The sequence below is a fragment of the Mesorhizobium sp. LNHC252B00 genome, assembly GCF_000502955.1.
GTDB lineage: Bacteria > Pseudomonadota > Alphaproteobacteria > Rhizobiales > Rhizobiaceae > Mesorhizobium.
The window spans coordinates 58,695-77,859 of sequence record NZ_AYWO01000004.1; the positions used below are offsets into that span (position 1 = coordinate 58,695).

The 19,165-nt window shown below is 62.5% G+C and carries 19 protein-coding genes and 1 riboswitch; of the genes, 6 read left to right on the forward strand and 13 right to left on the reverse strand.

The features are described 5' to 3' along the window. The first annotated feature begins 21 nt into the window (after positions 1 to 21). Positions 22 to 99, forward strand: a riboswitch (SAM riboswitch). 57 nt (positions 100 to 156) lie between these two features. Next, the gene (locus tag X744_RS162365; RefSeq protein WP_023758042.1) at positions 157 to 1,344 is read left to right on the forward strand and encodes an O-succinylhomoserine sulfhydrylase; all 1,188 of its coding nucleotides are present in this window, start codon (positions 157 to 159) and stop codon (positions 1,342 to 1,344) included. Between the two features lie 14 nt (positions 1,345 to 1,358). Here X744_RS162365 and X744_RS162360 read toward each other — a convergent pair whose 3' ends face one another. After that, complete coding sequence (locus X744_RS162360; RefSeq protein WP_023758043.1) at positions 1,359 to 2,510, reverse strand: ceramide glucosyltransferase; 1,152 nt, start codon at positions 2,508 to 2,510, stop codon at positions 1,359 to 1,361. A 252-nt stretch (positions 2,511 to 2,762) separates the two neighbouring features. Here X744_RS162360 and apaG point away from each other — a divergent pair, with 252 nt between their 5' ends. Further along, positions 2,763 to 3,155, forward strand: coding sequence for a Co2+/Mg2+ efflux protein ApaG (gene apaG / locus X744_RS162355; protein WP_023758044.1), 393 nt, complete (start codon positions 2,763 to 2,765; stop codon positions 3,153 to 3,155). A gap of 41 nt (positions 3,156 to 3,196) precedes the next feature. On the opposite strand, the gene X744_RS162350 is transcribed toward apaG, so the two are convergent. The 3 genes from X744_RS162350 to X744_RS162340 all read right to left on the reverse strand — a co-directional run bounded on the left by X744_RS162350 (position 3,197) and on the right by X744_RS162340 (position 6,465). Further along, complete coding sequence (locus X744_RS162350) at positions 3,197 to 4,228, reverse strand: Hsp33 family molecular chaperone (protein ID WP_031259774.1); 1,032 nt, start codon at positions 4,226 to 4,228, stop codon at positions 3,197 to 3,199. Positions 4,229 to 4,336: 108 nt separating this feature from the next. After that, a complete protein-coding gene (gene argF / locus X744_RS162345; RefSeq protein ID WP_031259776.1) occupies positions 4,337 to 5,248 on the reverse strand; it encodes an ornithine carbamoyltransferase in 912 nt (303 codons plus the stop codon). Positions 5,249 to 5,265: 17 nt separating this feature from the next. Further along, a complete protein-coding gene (locus X744_RS162340; protein ID WP_023758047.1) occupies positions 5,266 to 6,465 on the reverse strand; it encodes an aspartate aminotransferase family protein in 1,200 nt (399 codons plus the stop codon). A 358-nt stretch (positions 6,466 to 6,823) separates the two neighbouring features. Here X744_RS162340 and X744_RS162335 point away from each other — a divergent pair, with 358 nt between their 5' ends. After that, positions 6,824 to 7,342 carry a GcrA family cell cycle regulator gene (locus X744_RS162335; RefSeq protein WP_023758048.1) on the forward strand — a complete coding sequence of 173 codons (519 nt, stop codon included), beginning with the start codon at positions 6,824 to 6,826 and terminating at the stop codon, positions 7,340 to 7,342. A gap of 182 nt (positions 7,343 to 7,524) precedes the next feature. Here X744_RS162335 and X744_RS162330 read toward each other — a convergent pair whose 3' ends face one another. The 3 genes from X744_RS162330 to X744_RS162320 form a co-directional block, all read right to left on the reverse strand. Beyond that, positions 7,525 to 8,535 (reverse strand): magnesium and cobalt transport protein CorA, encoded by a 1,011-nt coding sequence (locus tag X744_RS162330; RefSeq protein ID WP_023758049.1) that lies wholly within the window; start codon positions 8,533 to 8,535, stop codon positions 7,525 to 7,527. A 91-nt stretch (positions 8,536 to 8,626) separates the two neighbouring features. Next, positions 8,627 to 9,352 (reverse strand): phosphate signaling complex protein PhoU, encoded by a 726-nt coding sequence (gene phoU, locus X744_RS162325; protein ID WP_023758050.1) that lies wholly within the window; start codon positions 9,350 to 9,352, stop codon positions 8,627 to 8,629. A 111-nt stretch (positions 9,353 to 9,463) separates the two neighbouring features. Continuing rightward, positions 9,464 to 10,729 carry an ATP-binding protein gene (locus X744_RS162320; RefSeq protein ID WP_023758051.1) on the reverse strand — a complete coding sequence of 422 codons (1,266 nt, stop codon included), beginning with the start codon at positions 10,727 to 10,729 and terminating at the stop codon, positions 9,464 to 9,466. 219 nt (positions 10,730 to 10,948) lie between these two features. On the opposite strand from X744_RS162320, the gene ppk2 reads away from it, so the two are divergent. Beyond that, positions 10,949 to 11,857 carry a polyphosphate kinase 2 gene (gene ppk2, locus X744_RS162315; RefSeq protein ID WP_023758052.1) on the forward strand — a complete coding sequence of 303 codons (909 nt, stop codon included), beginning with the start codon at positions 10,949 to 10,951 and terminating at the stop codon, positions 11,855 to 11,857. Positions 11,858 to 12,014: 157 nt separating this feature from the next. On the opposite strand, the gene X744_RS162310 is transcribed toward ppk2, so the two are convergent. From X744_RS162310 to X744_RS162300, 3 genes are all read right to left on the reverse strand, one after another. Next, positions 12,015 to 12,764 (reverse strand): enoyl-CoA hydratase-related protein, encoded by a 750-nt coding sequence (locus X744_RS162310; protein WP_023758053.1) that lies wholly within the window; start codon positions 12,762 to 12,764, stop codon positions 12,015 to 12,017. Between the two features lie 14 nt (positions 12,765 to 12,778). Further along, positions 12,779 to 13,417 carry an acyl-homoserine-lactone synthase gene (locus X744_RS162305; protein WP_023758054.1) on the reverse strand — a complete coding sequence of 213 codons (639 nt, stop codon included), beginning with the start codon at positions 13,415 to 13,417 and terminating at the stop codon, positions 12,779 to 12,781. Positions 13,418 to 13,515: 98 nt separating this feature from the next. Further along, a complete protein-coding gene (locus tag X744_RS162300; RefSeq protein ID WP_023758055.1) occupies positions 13,516 to 14,247 on the reverse strand; it encodes a LuxR family transcriptional regulator in 732 nt (243 codons plus the stop codon). A gap of 259 nt (positions 14,248 to 14,506) precedes the next feature. Here X744_RS162300 and X744_RS162295 point away from each other — a divergent pair, with 259 nt between their 5' ends. Next, positions 14,507 to 15,355 (forward strand): transporter substrate-binding domain-containing protein, encoded by an 849-nt coding sequence (locus X744_RS162295; RefSeq protein ID WP_023758056.1) that lies wholly within the window; start codon positions 14,507 to 14,509, stop codon positions 15,353 to 15,355. Between the two features lie 39 nt (positions 15,356 to 15,394). Here the strand turns inward: X744_RS162295 and X744_RS162290 are convergent, their stop codons facing one another. Next, complete coding sequence (locus X744_RS162290) at positions 15,395 to 15,802, reverse strand: tellurite resistance TerB family protein (RefSeq protein ID WP_023758057.1); 408 nt, start codon at positions 15,800 to 15,802, stop codon at positions 15,395 to 15,397. Positions 15,803 to 15,977: 175 nt separating this feature from the next. On the opposite strand from X744_RS162290, the gene X744_RS162285 reads away from it, so the two are divergent. Beyond that, complete coding sequence (locus tag X744_RS162285; protein WP_023758058.1) at positions 15,978 to 17,624, forward strand: lysine--tRNA ligase; 1,647 nt, start codon at positions 15,978 to 15,980, stop codon at positions 17,622 to 17,624. Here the strand turns inward: X744_RS162285 and X744_RS162280 are convergent. Together X744_RS162280 and X744_RS162275 are read right to left on the reverse strand one after the other, a co-directional pair. Beyond that, positions 17,590 to 18,441, reverse strand: coding sequence for a hypothetical protein (locus tag X744_RS162280; protein ID WP_031259779.1), 852 nt, complete (start codon positions 18,439 to 18,441; stop codon positions 17,590 to 17,592). The genes X744_RS162285 and X744_RS162280 overlap by 35 nt on opposite strands. Before the next feature lie 8 nt (positions 18,442 to 18,449). Further along, a complete protein-coding gene (locus tag X744_RS162275) occupies positions 18,450 to 19,100 on the reverse strand; it encodes a helix-turn-helix transcriptional regulator (RefSeq protein WP_023758060.1) in 651 nt (216 codons plus the stop codon). Positions 19,101 to 19,165: the final 65 nt, after the last annotated feature.

Sequence of the window (19,165 nt, forward strand, 5' to 3'; positions counted from 1 at the left end):
GCGTGGCGCGGGTCTAAAGGGTCGTTATCCCGTGGTGATTTGGCCGGTCGGCTTGCAGCCACGTTAAACAAGTCGCTAAAGGACCGTCGGGCCGCAAGGCCGTATGGACCGGTTGCGACTTTCGCGGCCGGTTTTTTTGTGTCTGGAAGAAGAGCGATGAGCACCAACAAGCGCAACTGGAAGCCTCAGACGGCACTCGTGCACAGCGGAACGCTGCGTTCCGGTTTCGGCGAAACGTCGGAAGCGATTTACCTCACCCAGGGCTACGTCTACGAAACGGCGCAGGCCGCCGAAGCCCGTTTCAAGGGTGAGGAGCCGGGCTTCATCTATTCGCGCTACGCCAATCCGACCGTCGACATGTTCGAAAAGCGCATGTGCGCGCTCGAGGGCGCCGAGGACGCCCGCGCTACTGCCTCCGGTATGGCTGCGGTAACGGCAGCGCTTCTGTGCAGCGCCAAGGCCGGCGACCATATCGTGGCGGCCCGTGCACTGTTCGGCTCCTGCCGGTGGGTGGTCGAGACGCTGGCGCCAAGATACGGCATCGAGGCGACGCTGGTCGACGGCACCGACATCGCCAATTGGGAAAAGGCGGTCAAGCCGAACACCAAGCTGTTCTTTCTGGAAAGCCCGACCAACCCGACGCTGGAGGTGATCGATATCGCCGCGGTTGCCTCGCTCGCCAATTCCATCGGCGCCAGGCTGATCGTCGACAATGTCTTTGCCACGCCCTTGCAACAGAAGCCCTTGCAACTCGGCGCCCACATCGTCGTCTATTCGGCGACCAAGCACATTGACGGCCAGGGGCGCTGTCTCGGCGGCGTCATCCTGTCGGACAAGAAGTGGATCGACGAGAACCTGCATGACTATTTCCGCCACACCGGGCCCAGCCTGTCGCCCTTCAACGCCTGGACGCTGCTGAAGGGCCTGGAGACGCTGCCGCTGCGCGTGCGCCAGCAGACGGAAAGCGCCGGCAAGATCGCGGATTTCCTGGCCGAGCGGCCGGAAATCGCCCGCGTCATCTATCCCGGCCGCGCCGACCACCCGCAGGCTGATGTCGTAGAGAAGCAGATGTCGGGCGGCTCGACGCTGATCTGCCTGGATGTCAAAGGCGGCAAGCAGGCGGCCTTCGCCTTGCAGAACGCGCTCGACATCGTGCTGATCTCCAACAATCTCGGCGATGCCAAGAGCCTGATCACCCATCCGGCGACGACAACTCACAAGAACCTGAGCGATGAGGCGCGCGCCGAACTCGGCATCGGGCCGGGCACGCTCAGACTGTCGGTTGGCCTGGAAGACACCGAAGATCTGCTTGAGGATATCGCGCAGGCGCTAAAGGCCAAATAGCAAGCCTTTGGCTTTCAGGCGCCGGATGGCGTCTCTTCCAGCTTGGCCGCCTTGGTGCCGATGGTCATCGCGTTGCCGCGCCACTCGACGGCACCGCCGAGCCAGCCGCGCGCCCACATCGCAGGCAGGATCAGGTCGCGCGTGGCCATCGCCGCGACCATGCGTGGCGACAGGCACCAGCCCTTTGACCGGGCCAGGACGCACTCGGGAAGGTAGAAGGCTGCCAGTACGGCAATGGCGGTTGCCCAGGGGCTGATGCCTCCGCTTGCCGCCGCGATCAGCGCCAGCACCAGCGGCACCACTGCGCCGGTCAGGATTTCAGGCGTGAAGAACAGCGGAAAGGTGACGCGGCGCAGGCGCGCCCAACGGGCCTGGCGCGACCAGATCTCGCCAAATGTGCGCCGGCCGAGCGGCTGCTCGAAGGGCGCGGCGACGAGATTGACGCGCAGGCCGAGGCCATTGACCAGCTTGGTCGCTGCGGCGTCCTCGGCGATCTCGGCGGCCAGCGCGCGAATGCCGCCATTGGCATCGAGAATCGGCTTGTTCCAGAGCATGCTCTTGCCTTGGGCAAAGCCAAGCCCAAGCGCCTCGCCCGCATATTGCCAGCGCGCCTGCAGCGTGTTGAGGAAAGCGCATTCGACTTCAGCCCAGAAGCCGGCCGGTCGCGAGCCGATTGGCGTCGAGCAGACAAGGCCGGTATTGGGTCGCCATGCAGCCATCAGGTGCTGGACGTAGTCTCTCGGCATCAGCACGTTGGAATCGGCCAGGACAACCCAGTCGTGCCGCGCCGCTTCCCAGCCCTTGACGCAATTGTTGAGCTTCGGATTGGCGCTGATACGGTCGTCGCCGACCAGCAGCCGGGCCGGCACCTTGGGAAACCGGGCAATCGCCCTGTTTATCAGCCTGACCACTGGATCGTCGGCATGGGCAACACAGAAGATCAGCTCGTAACGCGGCCAGTTGAGCGAGAAGGCGCGCTCCAACGTCTCGAGGGTGAACGGCTCAACGCCACGCGACGGCACGACGATCGACACCGGCCGCGGCTTGCCGGCCGGCGGCGCCATAGCGCGGCGCCGTTTCAGACGCGAAGCCGCAAGCACGATGCTGGCGAGATTTGAGAGGATGAGAGCAATTGAAAGCGTGGCGACTACGAGAGTGAGTTCCATCGAGATCCGGTAACTCCAGAAAAACCGGCCCGCCAGAACAATCTAGCCGGCATGACGACTGATCTCAACAGTTCGACAGAGCGCCCGAGTCGCGCGGCATTGATTGGCGCACACCATCATTGATCATTGTCACGTGTCACTTAAATGACATTCTTTGCCGGCACCTGCCCTGCAGACCGCGACGATAGGACGCGCACCGTTGACCGGCCACCACGGAGCGCCGAAAGTTGCCGGATTGTATTGGAGCCGCTTATGTACAGCGCCGTCACGCGCAACATCGAAGTGCAGGTCAGGCCGTTCTATCTGGAGGATCGCTCGGATCCGTCCGAGAACCGCTATGTCTGGGGCTATCAGATAACGATCGACAATCAGTCGGACGATTCCGTCCAGCTGTTGTCGCGCTATTGGCACATCACCGATGGCACTGGGCGGGTCGAAGAGGTACGCGGCCCCGGCGTCGTCGGCGACCAGCCCGAACTCAATCCCGGCGACAGCTACCAGTACACGTCCGGTTGCCCGCTCTCGACACCGTCCGGCATCATGGTCGGGCACTACACGATGCGCAACAAGCGGGGCGAGACGTTCGACATCGCCATCCCCGCATTTTCACTCGACCTGCCGGGGACGCGTCGGACCGTGAATTAGCGTCCTTCTCCCGTCGCTATACGGGAGAAGGAAGGGACACTCTACTGCGCCGCAAACTCCGCCGGGTCGAAGTCATATTGCTTCGAGCAGAATTCGCAGGCGACGTGGATGCCGCCGTCCTCGGTGCTGTCCTTGATCTCCTGGGCGGAAAAACCCTCGAGGATGCCGCGGATCTTGTCCCGGGAGCACGAGCACAGGTCGGCGACCGGAACGCCGCCGAAAACGCGCACGCCATGCTCGTGGAACAGCCTGTAGAGCAGCCGCTCGGCGCCGATGGTCGGATCGATCAGTTCAGTCGGCTCGGTGGTGCCGAGCAGCGCCAGCAACTCCTGCCAGGAATTGTCGGCCGGATCGTGGATCTCCTCGCGCGGATCGCCATCGCCGCCCGGCAGATCCGGCACGCGCATGCGCTCGGGCGACTGTGGCAGGAACTGCGCCAGGATGCCACCGGCGCGCCACTGCTCACGGGTGCCGCCCGGGCCGGGCGTCAAGAGCTTGGCCACCGACAGCCTGAGATCGGTCGGAATCTGCTCCGACTGACGGAAATAGGTACGCGCCGCATCTTCCAGCGTCTCGCCGTCGAGTTGGACGATACCCTGATAGCGCTGCGTGTGGGCGCCCTGATCGATGGTCAGCGCCAGCACGCCCGTGCCGAGCAGGGTCTGCTGGGACGTTTCGCCCGCCGCGACCAGCGCCTCCAGCCGGTCGGCATCGAAACGTGCATAGGCGCGCAGCGCCGAGGGCGTGGAAAAATCCGCGACCAGCATGTCGACAGGCCCGTCGGTGCGGGTCTGCAGGATGAACTTGCCCTCGAATTTGAGCGAGGTGCCGAGCAGCACCGTCAGCACGCACGCCTCCGCCAGCAGCCGGGCGACCGGCTCGGGATAATCGTGGCGGCTGAGGATGGCATCGAGCATCGGCCCGAGTTGGACGGTGCGGCCGCGCACGTCGAGCGGGCCGACTTCGAAGGGCACGACATGATCGTCGCCGGCGTAGCCGAATTCGCCGAGTTTGGGGTGATGTTCAGTCACTCGATAGGTTTCCAACATAACAAAGCTCCAGGGCGCGGCCATGCCGCCCTCTCGGGAGCATGCGTCGAAACGCGCTTGATTTGCGTGATGCGGCGCAAATAGGCATCACGCGCCCGGAGATCAAGCTCCCAGAGATCAAGCTCCCAGAGATCAAGCGCCGAGGCACCAGGCGAGCACGGCCTTCTGGGCATGGAGCCGGTTCTCGGCCTCGTCGAAGACCACCGAGTGCGGCCCGTCGATGACTTCGTCGGTCACCTCTTCGCCGCGATGCGCCGGCAGGCAGTGCATGAACAGCGCGTCCGGCTTGGCCCTGGCCATGAGCTTGGCATTGACCTGGTAGGGCGAGAACACGTTGTGGCCGCGGGCGCGATGCTCCTGGCCCATCGACACCCAGCAATCGGTGACGATGCAGTCGGCCTGGTCGACAGCTTCCTCGGGCGAACGGGTGAAATGCAGCTTGCCGCCATGCGCCTGCGACCAGTCGATATGCTTTTGTGCCGGTTCGCTTCCCTCGGGGACGGCGACGTTGAGATTGAAGCGGAAGCGCGCAGAGGCCTCGAGCAGCGAATGCAGCACATTGTTGCCGTCGCCGGTCCAGGCGATGGTTTTGCCGGCGACCGGACCTCGATGCTCCTCGAACGTCATGATATCGGCCATCAGCTGGCAGGGATGGGTGTCGTCAGTCAGTCCGTTGATCACCGGCACGGTTGCGTTCTCGGTCAGCTCCAGCAGCCGCTCATGCGAGGTGGTGCGGATCATGATCGCGTCGACATAGCGCGACAGCACCTTGGCGGTGTCGGCGATGGTCTCGGAACGGCCGAGCTGCATCTCGGTGCCGGTCAGCATGATGGTCTCGCCGCCAAGCTGGCGCATACCGACGTCGAAGGACACACGCGTGCGCGTCGACGGCTTGTCGAAGATCATCGCCAGCACCTTGCCTTCGAGCGGCTTGGTGCGCTCGCCAGCCTTGAGGCGGGCCTTTCGCACCACCGCATCGTCCAGCATCAGGCGCAGATCGCCTTCGGAGACAGCGGAAAGATCGGTGAAATGGCGAACTGACATCAGCAATGGTTCCGGGATTACTTCGCGGCGGCGGAGGCGATCGCCTCCGCCAGGCCCTTGGCGCCGGCGCGGATGCGGTTGAGCGCGTCGTGAATCTCGGCGTCGGTGACGGTTAGCGGCGGCAACAGGCGAATGACGTTGTCACCGGCCGGAACCGCCAGCAGGTGCTGGTCACGCAATGCCATGTTCACCTTGGTGTTGGGCATGGCGCATTTGAGGCCGAGCATCAGCCCGGTACCCCTGATGTCCTCGATGACCTCGGGAAACTCGTCGGCGACCGACGCGAGCCCCTGCTTCATCAGCAGCGCCTTGCGTTGGACGTCCTCGAGGAAGCCCTCTTCCAGCACCACGTCGAGCACGGCGTTGCCGACCGCCATGGCCAGTGGATTGCCGCCGAACGTGGTGCCATGCACGCCAGCGGTCATGCCGACGGCCGCTTCGTCGGTTGCAAGGCAGGCGCCCATCGGGAAGCCACCGCCAATGCCCTTGGCGATCGCCATGATGTCGGGGGTGACACCGGCCCATTCATGCGCGAACAGCTTGCCGGTACGGCCAATGCCGCACTGGACCTCGTCGAAGATCAAGAGCAGGCCGTGCTGCTCGCACAATTGCCGCAGCCGCTTCAGCGATTGCGTCGGCACCTGCCTGATGCCGCCCTCGCCCTGCACCGGTTCGATCAGGATCGCCGCCGTCTCTGGCGTGATCGCCTTTTCGGCGGCGTCGATGTCATCGAAGCCGACCTGGTCGAAGCCTTCGACCTTGGGCCCGAAACCCTCGAGGTACTTGTATTGACCGCCCGCCGCGATGGTCGCCAGGGTGCGGCCGTGGAAGGCGCCTTCGAAGGTGATGACGCGAAAGCGCTCGGGATGTCCGTTGACGAAATGGTAGCGTCGCGCCGTCTTGATCGCGCATTCGAGCGCCTCGGCGCCGGAATTGGTGAAGAACACCTTGTCGGCGAAGGTGGCGTCGACCAGCCGCTCGCCCAGCCGGCTCTGCCCCGGAATCTCGTAGAGGTTGGAGACATGCCACAGCTTGGCTGCTTGTGCGGTGAGTGCGGCGACCAGATGCGGGTGGCTGTGGCCCAGCGAATTGACGGCGATGCCGCCCGCGAAATCGAGATATCGCTCGCCCTTGTCGGTAACCAGCCAAGTGCCTTCCCCATGGTCGAAGGCCAGGGGTGCTCGAGCAAAGGTCTCGTAAAGCGCCGAACCGCTCATTATATGCGTCTCCGGTACCGGAAAATCAAAAAAGCCGCCAAAGCGGCGGCTTGTGCGGCTTATCGTGTTTTTCGGCCATGAAGTCAACGAAAACGTCGCGTAGTGGCGCGCGGCAAGCCCTCCGACGAGACGCCAGCTCATAAGCGACCGGGCAAGTTGGGGAAAACCGAAAAAACCGATTCGTGTTGCACTTGGGACTCTTGTCACCGAGTCAGCGCATAAGGTAATTGTAGTTGAGAAATAACTAGATTTCGTGCGGCGGACCTAATCACCAGATATATGTGGTGTCTGCCCCGGTAAATGTTGCCGGGTCGGGAGTGGATTCCGATTGCCGCACGCTTAGCAGGAGCGCGGTCTCATGAACTGGACTGACGAGCGGGTAGAACTTCTCAGGAAATTGTGGTCGGAGGGTCTGAGCGCAAGCCAGATTGCCGCGCAGCTTGGAGGGGTCAGCCGCAACGCGGTCATCGGCAAGGTGCACCGGCTGAAACTGTCGGGCCGCGGCCGTTCGACCGCCACGCCGGCACGCCAAAAGAAGGCGACGCAAGGGGCGACCGTTCAGAAATCGGTATCGCGCGCAGCAACTGCTGTGCGTCACGTCACGACGTCGATCGGCGCGACGGCCCTGCAGACGCAGTTCGACGCCGAACCGGTGGCACGCCACTACATCCGCCCGGTCGAGAATGTCGTGTTGCCGATCTCGCGGCATCTACAACTCGTCGAGTTGACCGAGCGGACCTGCAAATGGCCGAACGGCGATCCGCTTTCGGAGGACTTCCATTTCTGCGGCAACGAGGCCGCCGAAACCGGTCCCTACTGCAAGTACCACGCCCGCGTGGCGTTCCAGCCGGCATCGGAGCGGCGGCGGAGCCGCTGAGCGAATAGCGAATAGCGAATAGCGAATAGCGAATAGCGAATAGCGAATAGCGAATAGCGAATAGAAACGGCTGGTTTTCTGTGACAGGAAGCAAGCCGTCTTTTGCTACTCCCTACTCGCTACTCGCTATTCGCTACTCGCTATTCGCTACTCGCTATAATTCGCTCTCTATTCGCCCTCTTTCACAGCCACCCATTCTTGCGAAATCGCCAGTAGAGGAACGTGCAGATCAGCGCGATCGTGGCCAGCACCATCGGGTAGCCGTATTCCATCTTCAGTTCCGGCATATCGCTGAAATTCATGCCGTAGATGCCGGCGAATGCCGTCGGCACCGCCAGGATGGCTGCCCAGGAGGCGAGCTTCTTGGAGATCGCCGTTTCCTGGCTCTGGCCGACCAGCAGGCTGGCTTCGAAGGCGAACGCCAGCACCTCGCGCAGGCTGTCGATCTTCTCTTGAACGGTGCGAATGTGATCGGTGACGTCGCGAAACAGCGGGTGCATGGCTGTATGAATCTGTGGCAGCTCGGCACTGGTCAACCGACGGCAGACTTCGACCAGCGGCAGCGCTGCGTTGCGCAGGCGCAAAAGGTCGCGGCGCAGCATATAGAGCCGCTCGATGTCGGGACCGGTCATCGGCTTCAGCAAAACCCTGTCCTCGATCACCTCGACCTCGTCCTCGATCTGCTCGAGCACCGGCATGTAATTGTCGACGATGAAATCGAGAATGGCGTAGAGGACGAAATCCTCCCCCTTGGCCAGCGAATGCGGGCAGCTTTCCCAGTGCTGACGAACGGCGGCATAGGACGTCGAGGGGCCGTGCCTGACGCTGACAATATAGCCGCTGCCGACGAACAAATGGGTCTCGCCGAAGGTGACCCGACCGTCGATCAGCTGCGCGGTGCGGGCGACGATGAACAAGGCATCGCCATATTGCTCGATCTTCGGCCGCTGGTGCGGGTGCTCGGCATCCTCGATCGCCAGCTCATGCAGGTGAAATTGCGCCTGGACGCGCAGCAGCAGGTTGCGGTCGGGCTCGAGCAGGCCAATCCAGACGACATGACCGGATTTCTTTGCCCATTCGCCGGCTTCCTCGATGGGGATGTCGGCAATGCGACGTCCGGCCGTGTAGACGCCGCAAGCGATGATGCCGGAAGCCGACGCAGCCTCCGGGATCAGGTTCCGAACGTTTTCCATCACGACCTCCCGAAGCAAATCCGCGGACGAGGATAGAGGCAAAGCCCGGAAAGCTTAGCTTAATTCGTGCGCCGGTTCGAGAGGCGGCCGTTCACTTCCCCGGCAGCGTCTCGGAAAGGCCTATCTTGTCGGTCTTGTCGCCCTTGGGCCGCTCAGCCGGCAACTGCTCGCCTGTGACGGTATAGTAGATGGTCTCGGCGATGTTGGTGGCGTGATCACCGATACGCTCGATGTTCTTGGCGCAGAACAGCAGATGCGTGCAGGGCGTGATGTTGCGCGGGTCTTCCATCATGTAGGTGAGCAACTCACGAAACAGCGACGTGTACATAGCGTCGATCTGGTCGTCGCGGTCGCGAACGAAGCCAATTTTCTCCACGGACCGCGATGCGTAGACATCGAGCACTTCCTTGAGCTGGGCCAGCGCAAGGTTGGCCAGGGCCTCAAGGCCGCGGAACAGGCTGGTCGGCTGGCGTCCGTCGGTGACGGCGACCACCCGCTTGGCGACGTTCTTGGCGAGGTCGCCAACCCGTTCGAGGTCGGCGGAGATGCGAATGGTCCCGACGATCTCGCGCAAATCCGTCGCCATCGGCTGACGCCTGGCAATGATGATGATCGCCTTATCGTCGATTTCGCGTTGCCCTTCATCCAGCACGGCATCGTCGCGGATAACCTTCTCGGCCAGGCTAGGATCGGCATTGACCAACGCGGCGATCGCTTGCTCGACCATGCGCTCGGCATGGCCGCCCATCGCAGCGATGCGCTTCGACAGATATTTCAGCTCGTCGTCATAGGCGCTGACGATGTGCACGGACTGCATGGCAATATGCCTTCCCACGGGGTGCTTTTTGAGTCGTTTCCTCGAATCCCCGCTGATACGCTAGCCGGATGACAGAAAAAAGAAACCGTCCCCTCGAAAACTAGGGCGATATCAATGCGTCGGCAAATGAACCGTGAAGGCGGCGCCCTTGCCGACCTCGGACTTGATCGAAAGCCTGGCGTTGTGGCGCGTCAGGATATGCTTGACGATCGATAGGCCGAGGCCGGTGCCCTTCTGGGTCCGGCTGGTCTCGACATCGACGCGATAGAAGCGTTCGGTGATGCGCGGAATGTGCTCCTCGGGAATGCCGGGGCCAAAATCCCTGATGGTCACGTCGATGCCGGGCTCCGAGCCGGCATCGCTGTGCGCGATCGACACCGTCACGCGCCCGCCCGACTGCCCGTATTTGCAGGCGTTTTCCAGGAGGTTCTCGAAAACCTGGAAGATCTCGTCGCGATCGCCGGGTACATCCAGCGGCCCATCGGCATAGTCCCGCTCGATGGCAACGCCGTTTTCCTTGGCCAGCGGTCCGAGTGAATCGATGACGCTGTCGACTGTCTCGCGCAGATCGACCTCGGTTCCAGGCTTCAGATAGGGCTTCATTTCGAGCCGCGACAGCGACAACAAATCGTCGATCAGACGCGCCATGCGACCGGTCTGGCTCTGCATGATCTGCAGGAACTGATCGCGCGCCGCCGGGTCGTTGCGGGCCGGTCCGCGCAGCGTTTCGATGAAGCCGGCGATGGAGGCGAGCGGCGTGCGCAGTTCGTGGCTGGCGTTGGCGATGAAGTCGGCGCGCATGCGGTCTATCCTGCGCGTTTCGCTCTGGTCTTTGAACACCAGCACATACAGGTCGGTGGCGTGACCGACCGAGGATGCGCTCACCCGGTAAGCCCGTTCGACCGGCAGCTTCTCCGTGTAATCGACGACATCGGAGGCGACATCACCCGACAGCACGCCGTCCAGCAGAGCCTGCATTTCCGGCGCCCGGAACTTCAACGACAGCGACATGCCCGGCGCGATCCCGCCGAAGGCGTCGAAGGCGGCGGCATTGGCATGGACGATGGTGGCGGTCCGGTCGAAGATGATCAGCGGATCGGCGACGGCGGCCGCCAGATATTCACCGGAGAGCCGCTGCAAGCCGGTGGCCTCGATGGCGGAGCCGCTCTCGGTGGACTGGCGCGTGCCGGCGGGCGGCAGCATTGCCGCAGCAAGCAGCATCAGCAGTGCCGCGAGGACGACATAGGCTGAAATCGCGGCCAAGGCATAAACAGCGACAACCGCAACGACACCGGCCGCAAGCGGCCAACGGCCGTTCCACAGCCGGGTGGCTAGGGTTTGCGCGATGCTTCTCTGCTCTGCGTCCAGGTCAGCCATTTCTCGCGCGCCCGCACCCCATGCCTTCGCCCTCGGTTGTAGGGCGACGGAACCTTCCGCTGGACCGGTCCAGCGCATGACCCAAAATCGGAGATCGATTTTCTGAAAGGATCATGCGCAAATCAAAAGTGCTACAGCGTCCTTTGCCCGTCCAAAGCGGGCGCGGCGCTGCAGCACTCCCAATAGCATGAGTCCGGAAGCTGGAAAGGGTTCGTCTCGATGAAAAAAGCCAAGGAAGTTTCAGCTGCACCGACTTCGGGGCCGCTGAAGATCAGGGTCGATGGCAAGGAACGGGAGTTCGACATCGAAAACCCCACGCTTCCCGACTGGGTTGAAGACAACAAGCTGACCGCCGGCGGCTATCCCTACGACAAGAAGATGAACAGCGAGGAGTATGACGAGACGCTCGAGAAGTTGCAGATCGAACTGGTCAAGGCCCAGGCGTGGCTGCAATCGACCGGCAAACGGGTGATGGCGCTGTTCGAGGGCCGCGACGCCGCAGGCAAAGGCGGCACGATCTTCGTGGTGCGCCAGTACCTCAACCCGCGCACGGCACGCAACGTGGCGCTGACCAAACCTACCCCGACCGAGATGGGGCAATGGTACTTTCAGCGCTATGTCGACCATTTCCCGACATCTGGCGAATTCGTCACCTTCGACCGATCCTGGTACAACCGCGCCGGCGTCGAGCCGGTGATGGGTTTCTGCACGCCGCAGCAGCACGAGCAGTTTCTTGACGAGACGCCGCATTTCGAACGAATGATCTCCAACGAGGGCATCCACTTCTTCAAATTCTGGCTCAACATCGGCCGGGAAACGCAGCTGGAGCGCTTCCACGATCGCCGCTACAGCCCGCTGAAGAGCTGGAAGTTTTCGCCGATCGACGTTGCCGGCATTACCAAGTGGGACGATTACACCGAGGTGCGCGATACCATGTTCGAGCGTACCCACAAGGAGTTCGCGCCGTGGATCATCGTGCGGGCCAATGACAAGCGGCGCGCGCGGCTGGCGGTCATGCGGCGCATCCTGATGTCGCTGCCCTATGACGGACGCGATCTCGACGTGATCGGCAAGGAGGACAAGAAGCTCATCGGCGAAGGGCCGTCGTTCCTGGGCAAACAGGACTGATGCCCTTGCGCCGCGCAGCCAAGGCCGCGCGGCGATGCTTTTCCCTCGTTTCTCTTAAAGCGCATCGCGTCGAAGCGGATTCATGCGCCGCGCTTTAGATCTTTGTTTCCCTGCACGTCGTTGTCTCAAAACCTGGGGCACTTTTGAGCGACATGCATTAAGCCGCAAGCCGGGCGATGCGCTGCAATCGCCGCAGCGTGGTGCCGTCCTGCAGCGCCTGCTGGAAAAGCGAAATCTCCTGGTCGATACGGTCGCATAGTAGCTGCGTGTTCCCCTTCAGCAGGCCGCGCGTCTGCAGCAGGGCGGCGACCGGCTTCTTGACAAGCTGCCTTGCCCGGCCGAGCGCCGCTTCCTCGACGCTGCCGCCCGGCACGATCTCCGCGACGAGGCCGAGCGCCCTGGCATCTGCAGCGCGAAGCGTGTCGCCGAGGCAAAAGAAGCGGAAAGCACCGGCGTAGCCAAGCTTCTGCGGCGCCAGAATGCTGGTCGCCGCATCCGGCACCAGGCCAAAATCGACGAATGGCACCCGGAACGTGCTTTCATCAGACGCGATCACCATGTCGCAATGAAACAGGATGGTGCAGCCGACCCCGACGGCATCGCCGTCGACGCAGGCAAGGAGGGGCTTTGGAAATGTCGCCAGCGTGCGGAACAGATCGGTGACGGCGGCGATCAGTTTCCGGTGTTTGCTGGCGTCGAGGAATTCGGAGAAGTCGCCGCCGAGACAGAAGCAGCCTGCCAAGCCACGCAGTACGACGACGCGCACCTCCTCATTGTCGGCGGCTTCATGGAAAGTCTTTGCCAGGCTCTCATAGGCTCTCCTGTCCAGCACCGGCCGGCTGTCACTCGACGACACGGTGACCACCAGCGTGTGGTTGCGAAGTTCAGGTTGCGGATGTGTGCTCATGACTGTCTCCGATCTCATGACGCACGCCTTTGCCCAACCATGTCGGGGTACCCCCTGGTCAACACCGGAGCAAAATGATTGCGGCGCGAACGCACCACATCGAGCGTGTGCGCGTTGAAGGTCAGCAAGGTGGCTACGACCTGCTGGTTGCCATAAGTGCGCTGATAGCCCAGCGGGGTTGCCAGGAAATGCAGTTGCAATGCGCGCAGCACCCACATCGGCTCGAACTCGATGATCACCTTGTCGACGCCGCGCTTCAGCCCCCACTCGACGAAGCCGGCGATCAATTCGGTGCCGACGGTTGAAACGCCGCGGCGGCCATCGCGGAAACCGGGAGCCACCGCATAGCGGGTCAATTCCCAGATGTTTGGGCCCGATGGCGGCGTTCCCTCGGAAAGGTCGGTCAAAACCTCGGTCAACAGATGTGGCCGCGTGGTTGGCAACATCCTTTGATAGCCTGCGACTTCGTTACCTCTGACGACGATCTGATGGACGGCCTCGTCATGATCGAACTGGTCGCGTTCGAGTCCGTCGGGGCGCCTGAGATCATCCCACCCCATCTCTTCGACGAATATCTTGTAGCGCAGCCGATGAACGGCCTCCCAAAGTTCGGGACGTTCCATCAATTCCTGGGTTGTAAGGGAAAAAAGCATTTCCGCCGTCTCCTGTGTTCAGAGGAAGATACGGCCGTGCTTCGATGAGAAAATTGCGTGATCGCGTAGGCAAGAATTTCCAGGCCGGCACGGCCGACCTAGCTAATATAGCCGCGCCTTATCGCTTCCGCGACGGCCTGGACCCGGTTGACGGCACCGAGTTTGCTTTTGGCGTTAAGAAGGTGTTTCTCCGAGGTGTGTTCGGAGATGCCGAGGATTTGCGAAATCTCCCATTCGGACTTGCCGACGGCGGCCCATTGCAGGCATTCGCGCTCGCGCGGCGTCAGCACGATATGATCGACGGTCTTGCTCGCCATGGTGTGGAGTTGCATGGCGCGGCCAACCGCGTAGGTCGATACCAGCGACACCTGGCCAAACTCGGCAGCGGACAATTCCACGGCCTCGCCGCCCAGCGACACCATGACGATCTGGCCGTCGAGCGTGATCAGCGGGAAGGCCAGTCCATCGCGCAGTTTGAAGGCACCGGCATCGCCCATCACCTCGCCGCTGCTCTTGTTTATCTGAATGCTCTGCGAGGCGTCGCGCCACTGGAAGGGCGCCTGCAACTGTTTCATATGGCTGACGACCGGGTCGTGATCGACATAGTTGCGCGCGACGTAGCGCTCCAGCCACTCGCCAGGCCAATCGCAGAGAAGCACATGCTGCTTTTGCTGGCCGGCCGGCGTGCCCGGCTGCGGGACGGTTCCCGCCATCAGTGCGGTGAGACCGAAATCCGACGCTATACCCAGCAGCGTTTCGCAGACTGCTGCCGCCGTTGCGGCGTGCTGCAGTTGGTCTATGAATTCCAGCGTGCGATCGAACTGACTCATCGCAACATCAACCCCATGTTGCCTCATGCATTGCAGCCGATGATGCGTGCCTGATTTACACTTTGCCACCGACCACGGATTGCAACCGCATGCTTATTCTGTGGCTTCGACCCTGATCTTCCCACCAAGGCGGCCAAAGCTGATTTGCAAACCGGCTAATTCATATCCTGAAATCGGCGTGTTCAAAATCAAAAACCATTGTGCCTGTCCCATTTTCATACGAAAACCGGTGCGAGCACGACCGTGGCGGAGTTTTATCTTGGCGTTCCAGTGGAGGTCCTTCGCCCTTGCGATGATGATCGGATTGCTGTCGTTCGCCGTTGGCGCGCGCGCCGCGGCGCCTCAAGTTCCGGTTCTATGGGATGCCAAGGAGCGACTGCCCAAGCCAGACCTTTCGGCGCTGCCCCGGCTGAGATTCCTGACGACCACGGATTTCCCGCCCTTCAATTTCCTCGATGGCTCGGGAAAGCTGTCCGGGTTCCATATCGATCTGGCACGCGCCATCTGCGCCGAGCTTGGCATTGTCGAGAAATGCCAGATCCAGGCCTTGCCCTGGGCCGAGCTGGAAGGCGCACTGCAGAAGGGTGAAGGCGAGGCGATCATCGCCGGCATCGCCGCAACGCCGGAATCGCGCGCGACCTATGCCTTCTCGCGCTCCTATCTACAGTTTCCGGCGCGATTCATCATGCCGAAGAGCAAGGCGCTGGCCGAACCTATCTTTGCCAAATTGCGCGACAAGCGTGTCGGCGTGGTCGCCGGCTCAGCGCATGAGCGCATGCTGCGCGACTATTTCAACACCGTTCAGATCGTCCCCTTCGACAGGCCGGAAGACCTCTATGCCGACCTCAAGACCGGCAAACTCGACGCAGCCTTCGGCGACGGCATGCGCCTGGCTTTCTGGCTGGGCGGCTCGGATGCGGCGGGCTGCTGCCGCTTTGCCGGCGGCCCCTACCTGGCGCCCGAATATCTGGGCTCGGGCATGGCCATCGCCACCCGGGCGGACGATCCAGCGCTGGCCGCCGCGCTCGACTACGCGCTGCAGGAGATTTCGATGAAAGGCACGTTCGCGGAATTTTATTTGCGCTATTTCCCGGTCAGTTTTTTCTAATCCGGTCCCCGTCAGATTTTGCTAGGGCGCAGCTGATATTCAGGTCAGCGTGCGCAGCCGCGCCTTGGCCGCGCGGCCGATGGCAGCCACCGTCAGTGTGTCGAGATCGAGCTCACGCCGGATCAGCTGCAGCACCCGCACCTCTTCCATGCGCATTTCAAGATCGACGGCGGCAACCTCGAAGGCGGCAGCATAGGCAGTGTCGCGCAAGCGCTCGGGCAGGGCCTCGGCGACTTCTGCCAGAACGCCTTCCAGCCCATCCTTTTCGTGCAGGCGCTTCTGGCAGGCCTGGGCGACACTGACCAGCCGGTCGTGATTGAAATCCTCGAATACCGGCCAGGAGCGGACAACGTCGCCGATCCTGGCCAGTTCGACATCGGTCATGTCACGATCGGAGGCCGAGGTGATGACCATCAGGTAGATCAGGGCTTCATGCGGCGTCGGCAATTTTTTCTCCTTCAACCGGGACTCGAACGTAGGAATGCACAATCTGCATCGCAAGGAAAAAGCGCCGCACGCGTTGACGCTCCGGCAATGCACGCCTAGAGACCGGATTGAACAACCCCTGCTCCGGCCCCCGCCTTAAATGACTTGGGCCGGTGGACAATTTGGATAAAGTGACATGGCGGGATCAAACATCATCGATCTCAATCCCGAGGTGCTGGCCGCCGCGACCGAGAGCAAGGCGTGGCCGTTCGAGGAAGCCAAAAAGATAATCGAACGCTACAAAGGCGCCGACTTTCCCCAAACGATCCTGTTTGAGACAGGCTACGGACCGTCCGGCCTGCCGCATATCGGCACATTCGGCGAGGTGGCGCGCACGTCGATGGTGCGCCATGCCTTCCGCGTCCTGACGCAGGACAAGGTTGCGACCAAGTTGCTGTGCTTTTCCGACGATATGGACGGCATGCGCAAGATACCCGACAGCGTGCCGGACCGCGCCGCACTCGAGCCGCATCTGCACAAGCCGCTGTCGTCGGTTCCCAATCCGTTCGGCGGCGACTATGCGAGCTTCGCCGACAACAACAACGCGATGCTTTGCCGCTTCCTCGACACGTTCGGCTTCGACTACGAGTTCGCCAGCGCGACGCAATATTACAAGTCCGGGCGTTTCGACGCGATGCTGCTGCGCGCCGCCGAACGCTATGACCAGATCATGGCGGTGATGCTGCCGACGCTCGGCCCTGAGCGCCAGGCGACCTACAGCCCGTTCCTGCCGATTTCACCGAAGAGCGGCCGCGTGCTTTACGTGCAGATGAAGCATGTCGACGCCAAGGCCGGCACCATAACCTTTGACGACGAAGGCACCGAGACCACGCTTTCGATCACCGGCGGCCGCGTGAAGCTGCAGTGGAAGCCGGATTTCGGCATGCGCTGGGCAGCGCTTGGCGTCGATTTCGAGATGTTCGGCAAGGACCACCAGACCAATGCGGTGGTGTACGACCGCATCTGCAACATACTGGGCGGACGGGCTCCGGAGCACTTCGTCTACGAACTGTTCCTCGACGAGAACGGCCAGAAGATCTCGAAGTCGAAGGGCAACGGGCTGACCATCGACGATTGGCTGACCTATGCGCCGACCGAAAGCCTCGGGCTCTACATGTACCAGCGGCCGCGGCAGGCCAAGAAACTGTATTTCGATGTCATCCCGCGCGCCGTGGACGAGTACTACACCTTCCTTGCCGCGTATCCACGGCAGGACTGGAAGGAGCGGCTGGGCAACCCTGTCTGGCATATGCATGACGGCAACCCGCCCGCCATCGACATGCCGGTGCCGTTCTCGCTGCTGCTCAACCTGGTCAGCGCCTCCAACGCGCAGAACAAGGATGTGCTGTGGGGCTTCATTTTACGCCACACGCAAGGCGTGACGCCGGAGACGCATCCCGAGCTCGACCAGTTGGTCGGCCACGCGATCCGCTATTTCGACGACTTCGTGAAGCCGACGAAAACCTTCCGTCCGGCCGACGAAGTCGAGCGCGAGGCATTGCAAGCTCTCGACGCGGCGCTCGGCGCGCTGCCGGATGACGCCAATGGCGAAGCGATCCAGAACGCATCGCTCAACGTCGCACGCAGGATCGAACGCTATCAGGATCATTCCAAGCAAAGCCCGGAAGGCGGCCCCGGCGTCTCTGGTGCCTTTTTCCAGATGATCTACCAGGTGCTGATCGGCCAGGAGCGCGGTCCGCGCTTCGGATCGTTCGCAGCACTCTATGGCATTGCCGAAACGCGGGCGCTCATTGAGCGGGCGCTGGCTGGTCAGCTGGCTTGAGAACGCCGTCCACCTCTTCCAGGATCGAACTCGGCGCCTGAGGCGCCGGGCTTGGCGCGGCCGGCATTGCCGGCATGCCGGACAGATCGGGAGCCGATCCGAAAATGCCCTTCTTCGCCGTGCGTGCCTTGTCGCCGGCCTCGACATAGGGTCCACCGTTGGCGGCGCGCGCCCAGCCGTTTTCGACCAGCCATCGACCGACATCCTGCTTGCCGATCCGGCATTCGGCGGCGATCAGGTCGCGACCACCGTCGGGCGGTACGCTGCAAACCACCGCACGGCCGCGCAGGAAGGCACGGAACGCCGTCCGCGCCCGGACGCCGCATGGCCAGGATTTGCCGTCATCACTGCAAACCTCGTCCTGACTGACGATGTCGATGCCGGAAACCGCGATCGAGTAACCCTTCGCTTCGATCCGGCCGGCGGCCGGCGCGACCGGCTGGAACAGCTTTGTGCCGTTCCAGTCGTCGGGCATTTTCGGTTTGGGCGGCACGGCCAGGGCCAGCTTGCTCAGCGGCTCGCGCGGCTCGACCCGTTCCGGTTCCTCGGCGGCACGCTGAGGCGGTGCAACGAGCTCGGGATCGATCGCCCTCGAATGCGGCGCAAGCTTCGGCGGCTGTGGATCTGAAATGGCCGAAGTGGCCGGCTCGTCGGGCACCGTCTCGGCGCCTTGCTGCGAAATCGTGTCGGCGCCCGCATCAAGCTGGTCCAGCACGACAACGCTGTCGCTTCCTTTCAGCGTGCGGCCGCCCGTAACGACCATGGTCACCATCACCGGGACCATCAGAACCGAAAGGGCAACATGAAGGAGACGCACCAGCCGACCTACTGGCTTGCCCATACGATCCGCGCCACCCATTCGACATCGCGCATGGGAATATCGCGGTCGGGATGATCGGGATTGAGCGAGACCAGCGCAATCGACTTGACGGTCTGGCGCTCCAGCACCTTGGCCATGACCTCGCCGGCGGTGGTCTTGACGACGACGCGATCGCCCTTGCGGGTGATGGCGCCCGGTTCGACGATGAGGACATCGCCATTGCGGTAGAGCGGCAGCATGGAATCGCCCTGCACCTGCAGCGCATAGGAGTTCTCGGTGGATTGCGCCGGCAGTTCGACCAGATCCCAGCCCTGTCCGGCCGGAAAACCGGCATCGTCGAAGTAGCCGCCGGCGCCCGCCTGGGCAAAACCGAGCAACGGCACGGAGCGTGTGCGGGCAAGGGCGGCGGCATGGCTGGTCGCGGCTCGGCCTTCGATCAGGCCGGTGAATTCATCGAGCGAAGCGCCCGTCGCCTCGATGATCTTGGCCAGCGATTCGGTCGAAGGCCAGCGCGGCCGGCCGTCCGACGACAGACGCTTCGACTTGTTGAACGCAGTGGAATCGAGCCCCGCGCGCTTGGCCAAACCCGAGGCCGAAAGCGAATAGCGCTCGGCAAGAGCATCGATGGCGGCCCAGACACGGTCATGCGAGAGCATTCTTGCTCTCCTTCAAACAGGAAAAAATACCTTTTTCGCTTCTAACCCGGAGCCATCCTCTTGTC

What these genes read in the sequence shown, in the direction of transcription:
- X744_RS162365 (WP_023758042.1), top strand. Translation starts at nt 157, where the DNA reads ATGAGCACCAACAAGCGCAACTGGAAGCCTCAGACGGCACTCGTGCAC.
- X744_RS162350 (WP_031259774.1), bottom strand. Translation starts at nt 4,228, where the DNA reads ATGGCCGCGCCCTGGAGCTTTGTTATGTTGGAAACCTATCGAGTGACT.
- X744_RS162330 (WP_023758049.1), bottom strand. Translation starts at nt 8,535, where the DNA reads ATGGAAAACGTTCGGAACCTGATCCCGGAGGCTGCGTCGGCTTCCGGC.
- X744_RS162310 (WP_023758053.1), bottom strand. Translation starts at nt 12,764, where the DNA reads ATGAGCACACATCCGCAACCTGAACTTCGCAACCACACGCTGGTGGTC.
- X744_RS162305 (WP_023758054.1), bottom strand. Translation starts at nt 13,417, where the DNA reads ATGCTTTTTTCCCTTACAACCCAGGAATTGATGGAACGTCCCGAACTT.
- X744_RS162335 (WP_023758048.1), top strand. Translation starts at nt 6,824, where the DNA reads ATGAACTGGACTGACGAGCGGGTAGAACTTCTCAGGAAATTGTGGTCG.
- ppk2 (WP_023758052.1), top strand. Translation starts at nt 10,949, where the DNA reads ATGAAAAAAGCCAAGGAAGTTTCAGCTGCACCGACTTCGGGGCCGCTG.
- X744_RS162340 (WP_023758047.1), bottom strand. Translation starts at nt 6,465, where the DNA reads ATGAGCGGTTCGGCGCTTTACGAGACCTTTGCTCGAGCACCCCTGGCC.
- X744_RS162285 (WP_023758058.1), top strand. Translation starts at nt 15,978, where the DNA reads ATGGCGGGATCAAACATCATCGATCTCAATCCCGAGGTGCTGGCCGCC.
- phoU (WP_023758050.1), bottom strand. Translation starts at nt 9,352, where the DNA reads ATGCAGTCCGTGCACATCGTCAGCGCCTATGACGACGAGCTGAAATAT.
- X744_RS162275 (WP_023758060.1), bottom strand. Translation starts at nt 19,100, where the DNA reads ATGCTCTCGCATGACCGTGTCTGGGCCGCCATCGATGCTCTTGCCGAG.
- X744_RS162300 (WP_023758055.1), bottom strand. Translation starts at nt 14,247, where the DNA reads ATGAGTCAGTTCGATCGCACGCTGGAATTCATAGACCAACTGCAGCAC.
- argF (WP_031259776.1), bottom strand. Translation starts at nt 5,248, where the DNA reads ATGTCAGTTCGCCATTTCACCGATCTTTCCGCTGTCTCCGAAGGCGAT.
- apaG (WP_023758044.1), top strand. Translation starts at nt 2,763, where the DNA reads ATGTACAGCGCCGTCACGCGCAACATCGAAGTGCAGGTCAGGCCGTTC.
- X744_RS162320 (WP_023758051.1), bottom strand. Translation starts at nt 10,729, where the DNA reads ATGGCTGACCTGGACGCAGAGCAGAGAAGCATCGCGCAAACCCTAGCC.
- X744_RS162360 (WP_023758043.1), bottom strand. Translation starts at nt 2,510, where the DNA reads ATGGAACTCACTCTCGTAGTCGCCACGCTTTCAATTGCTCTCATCCTC.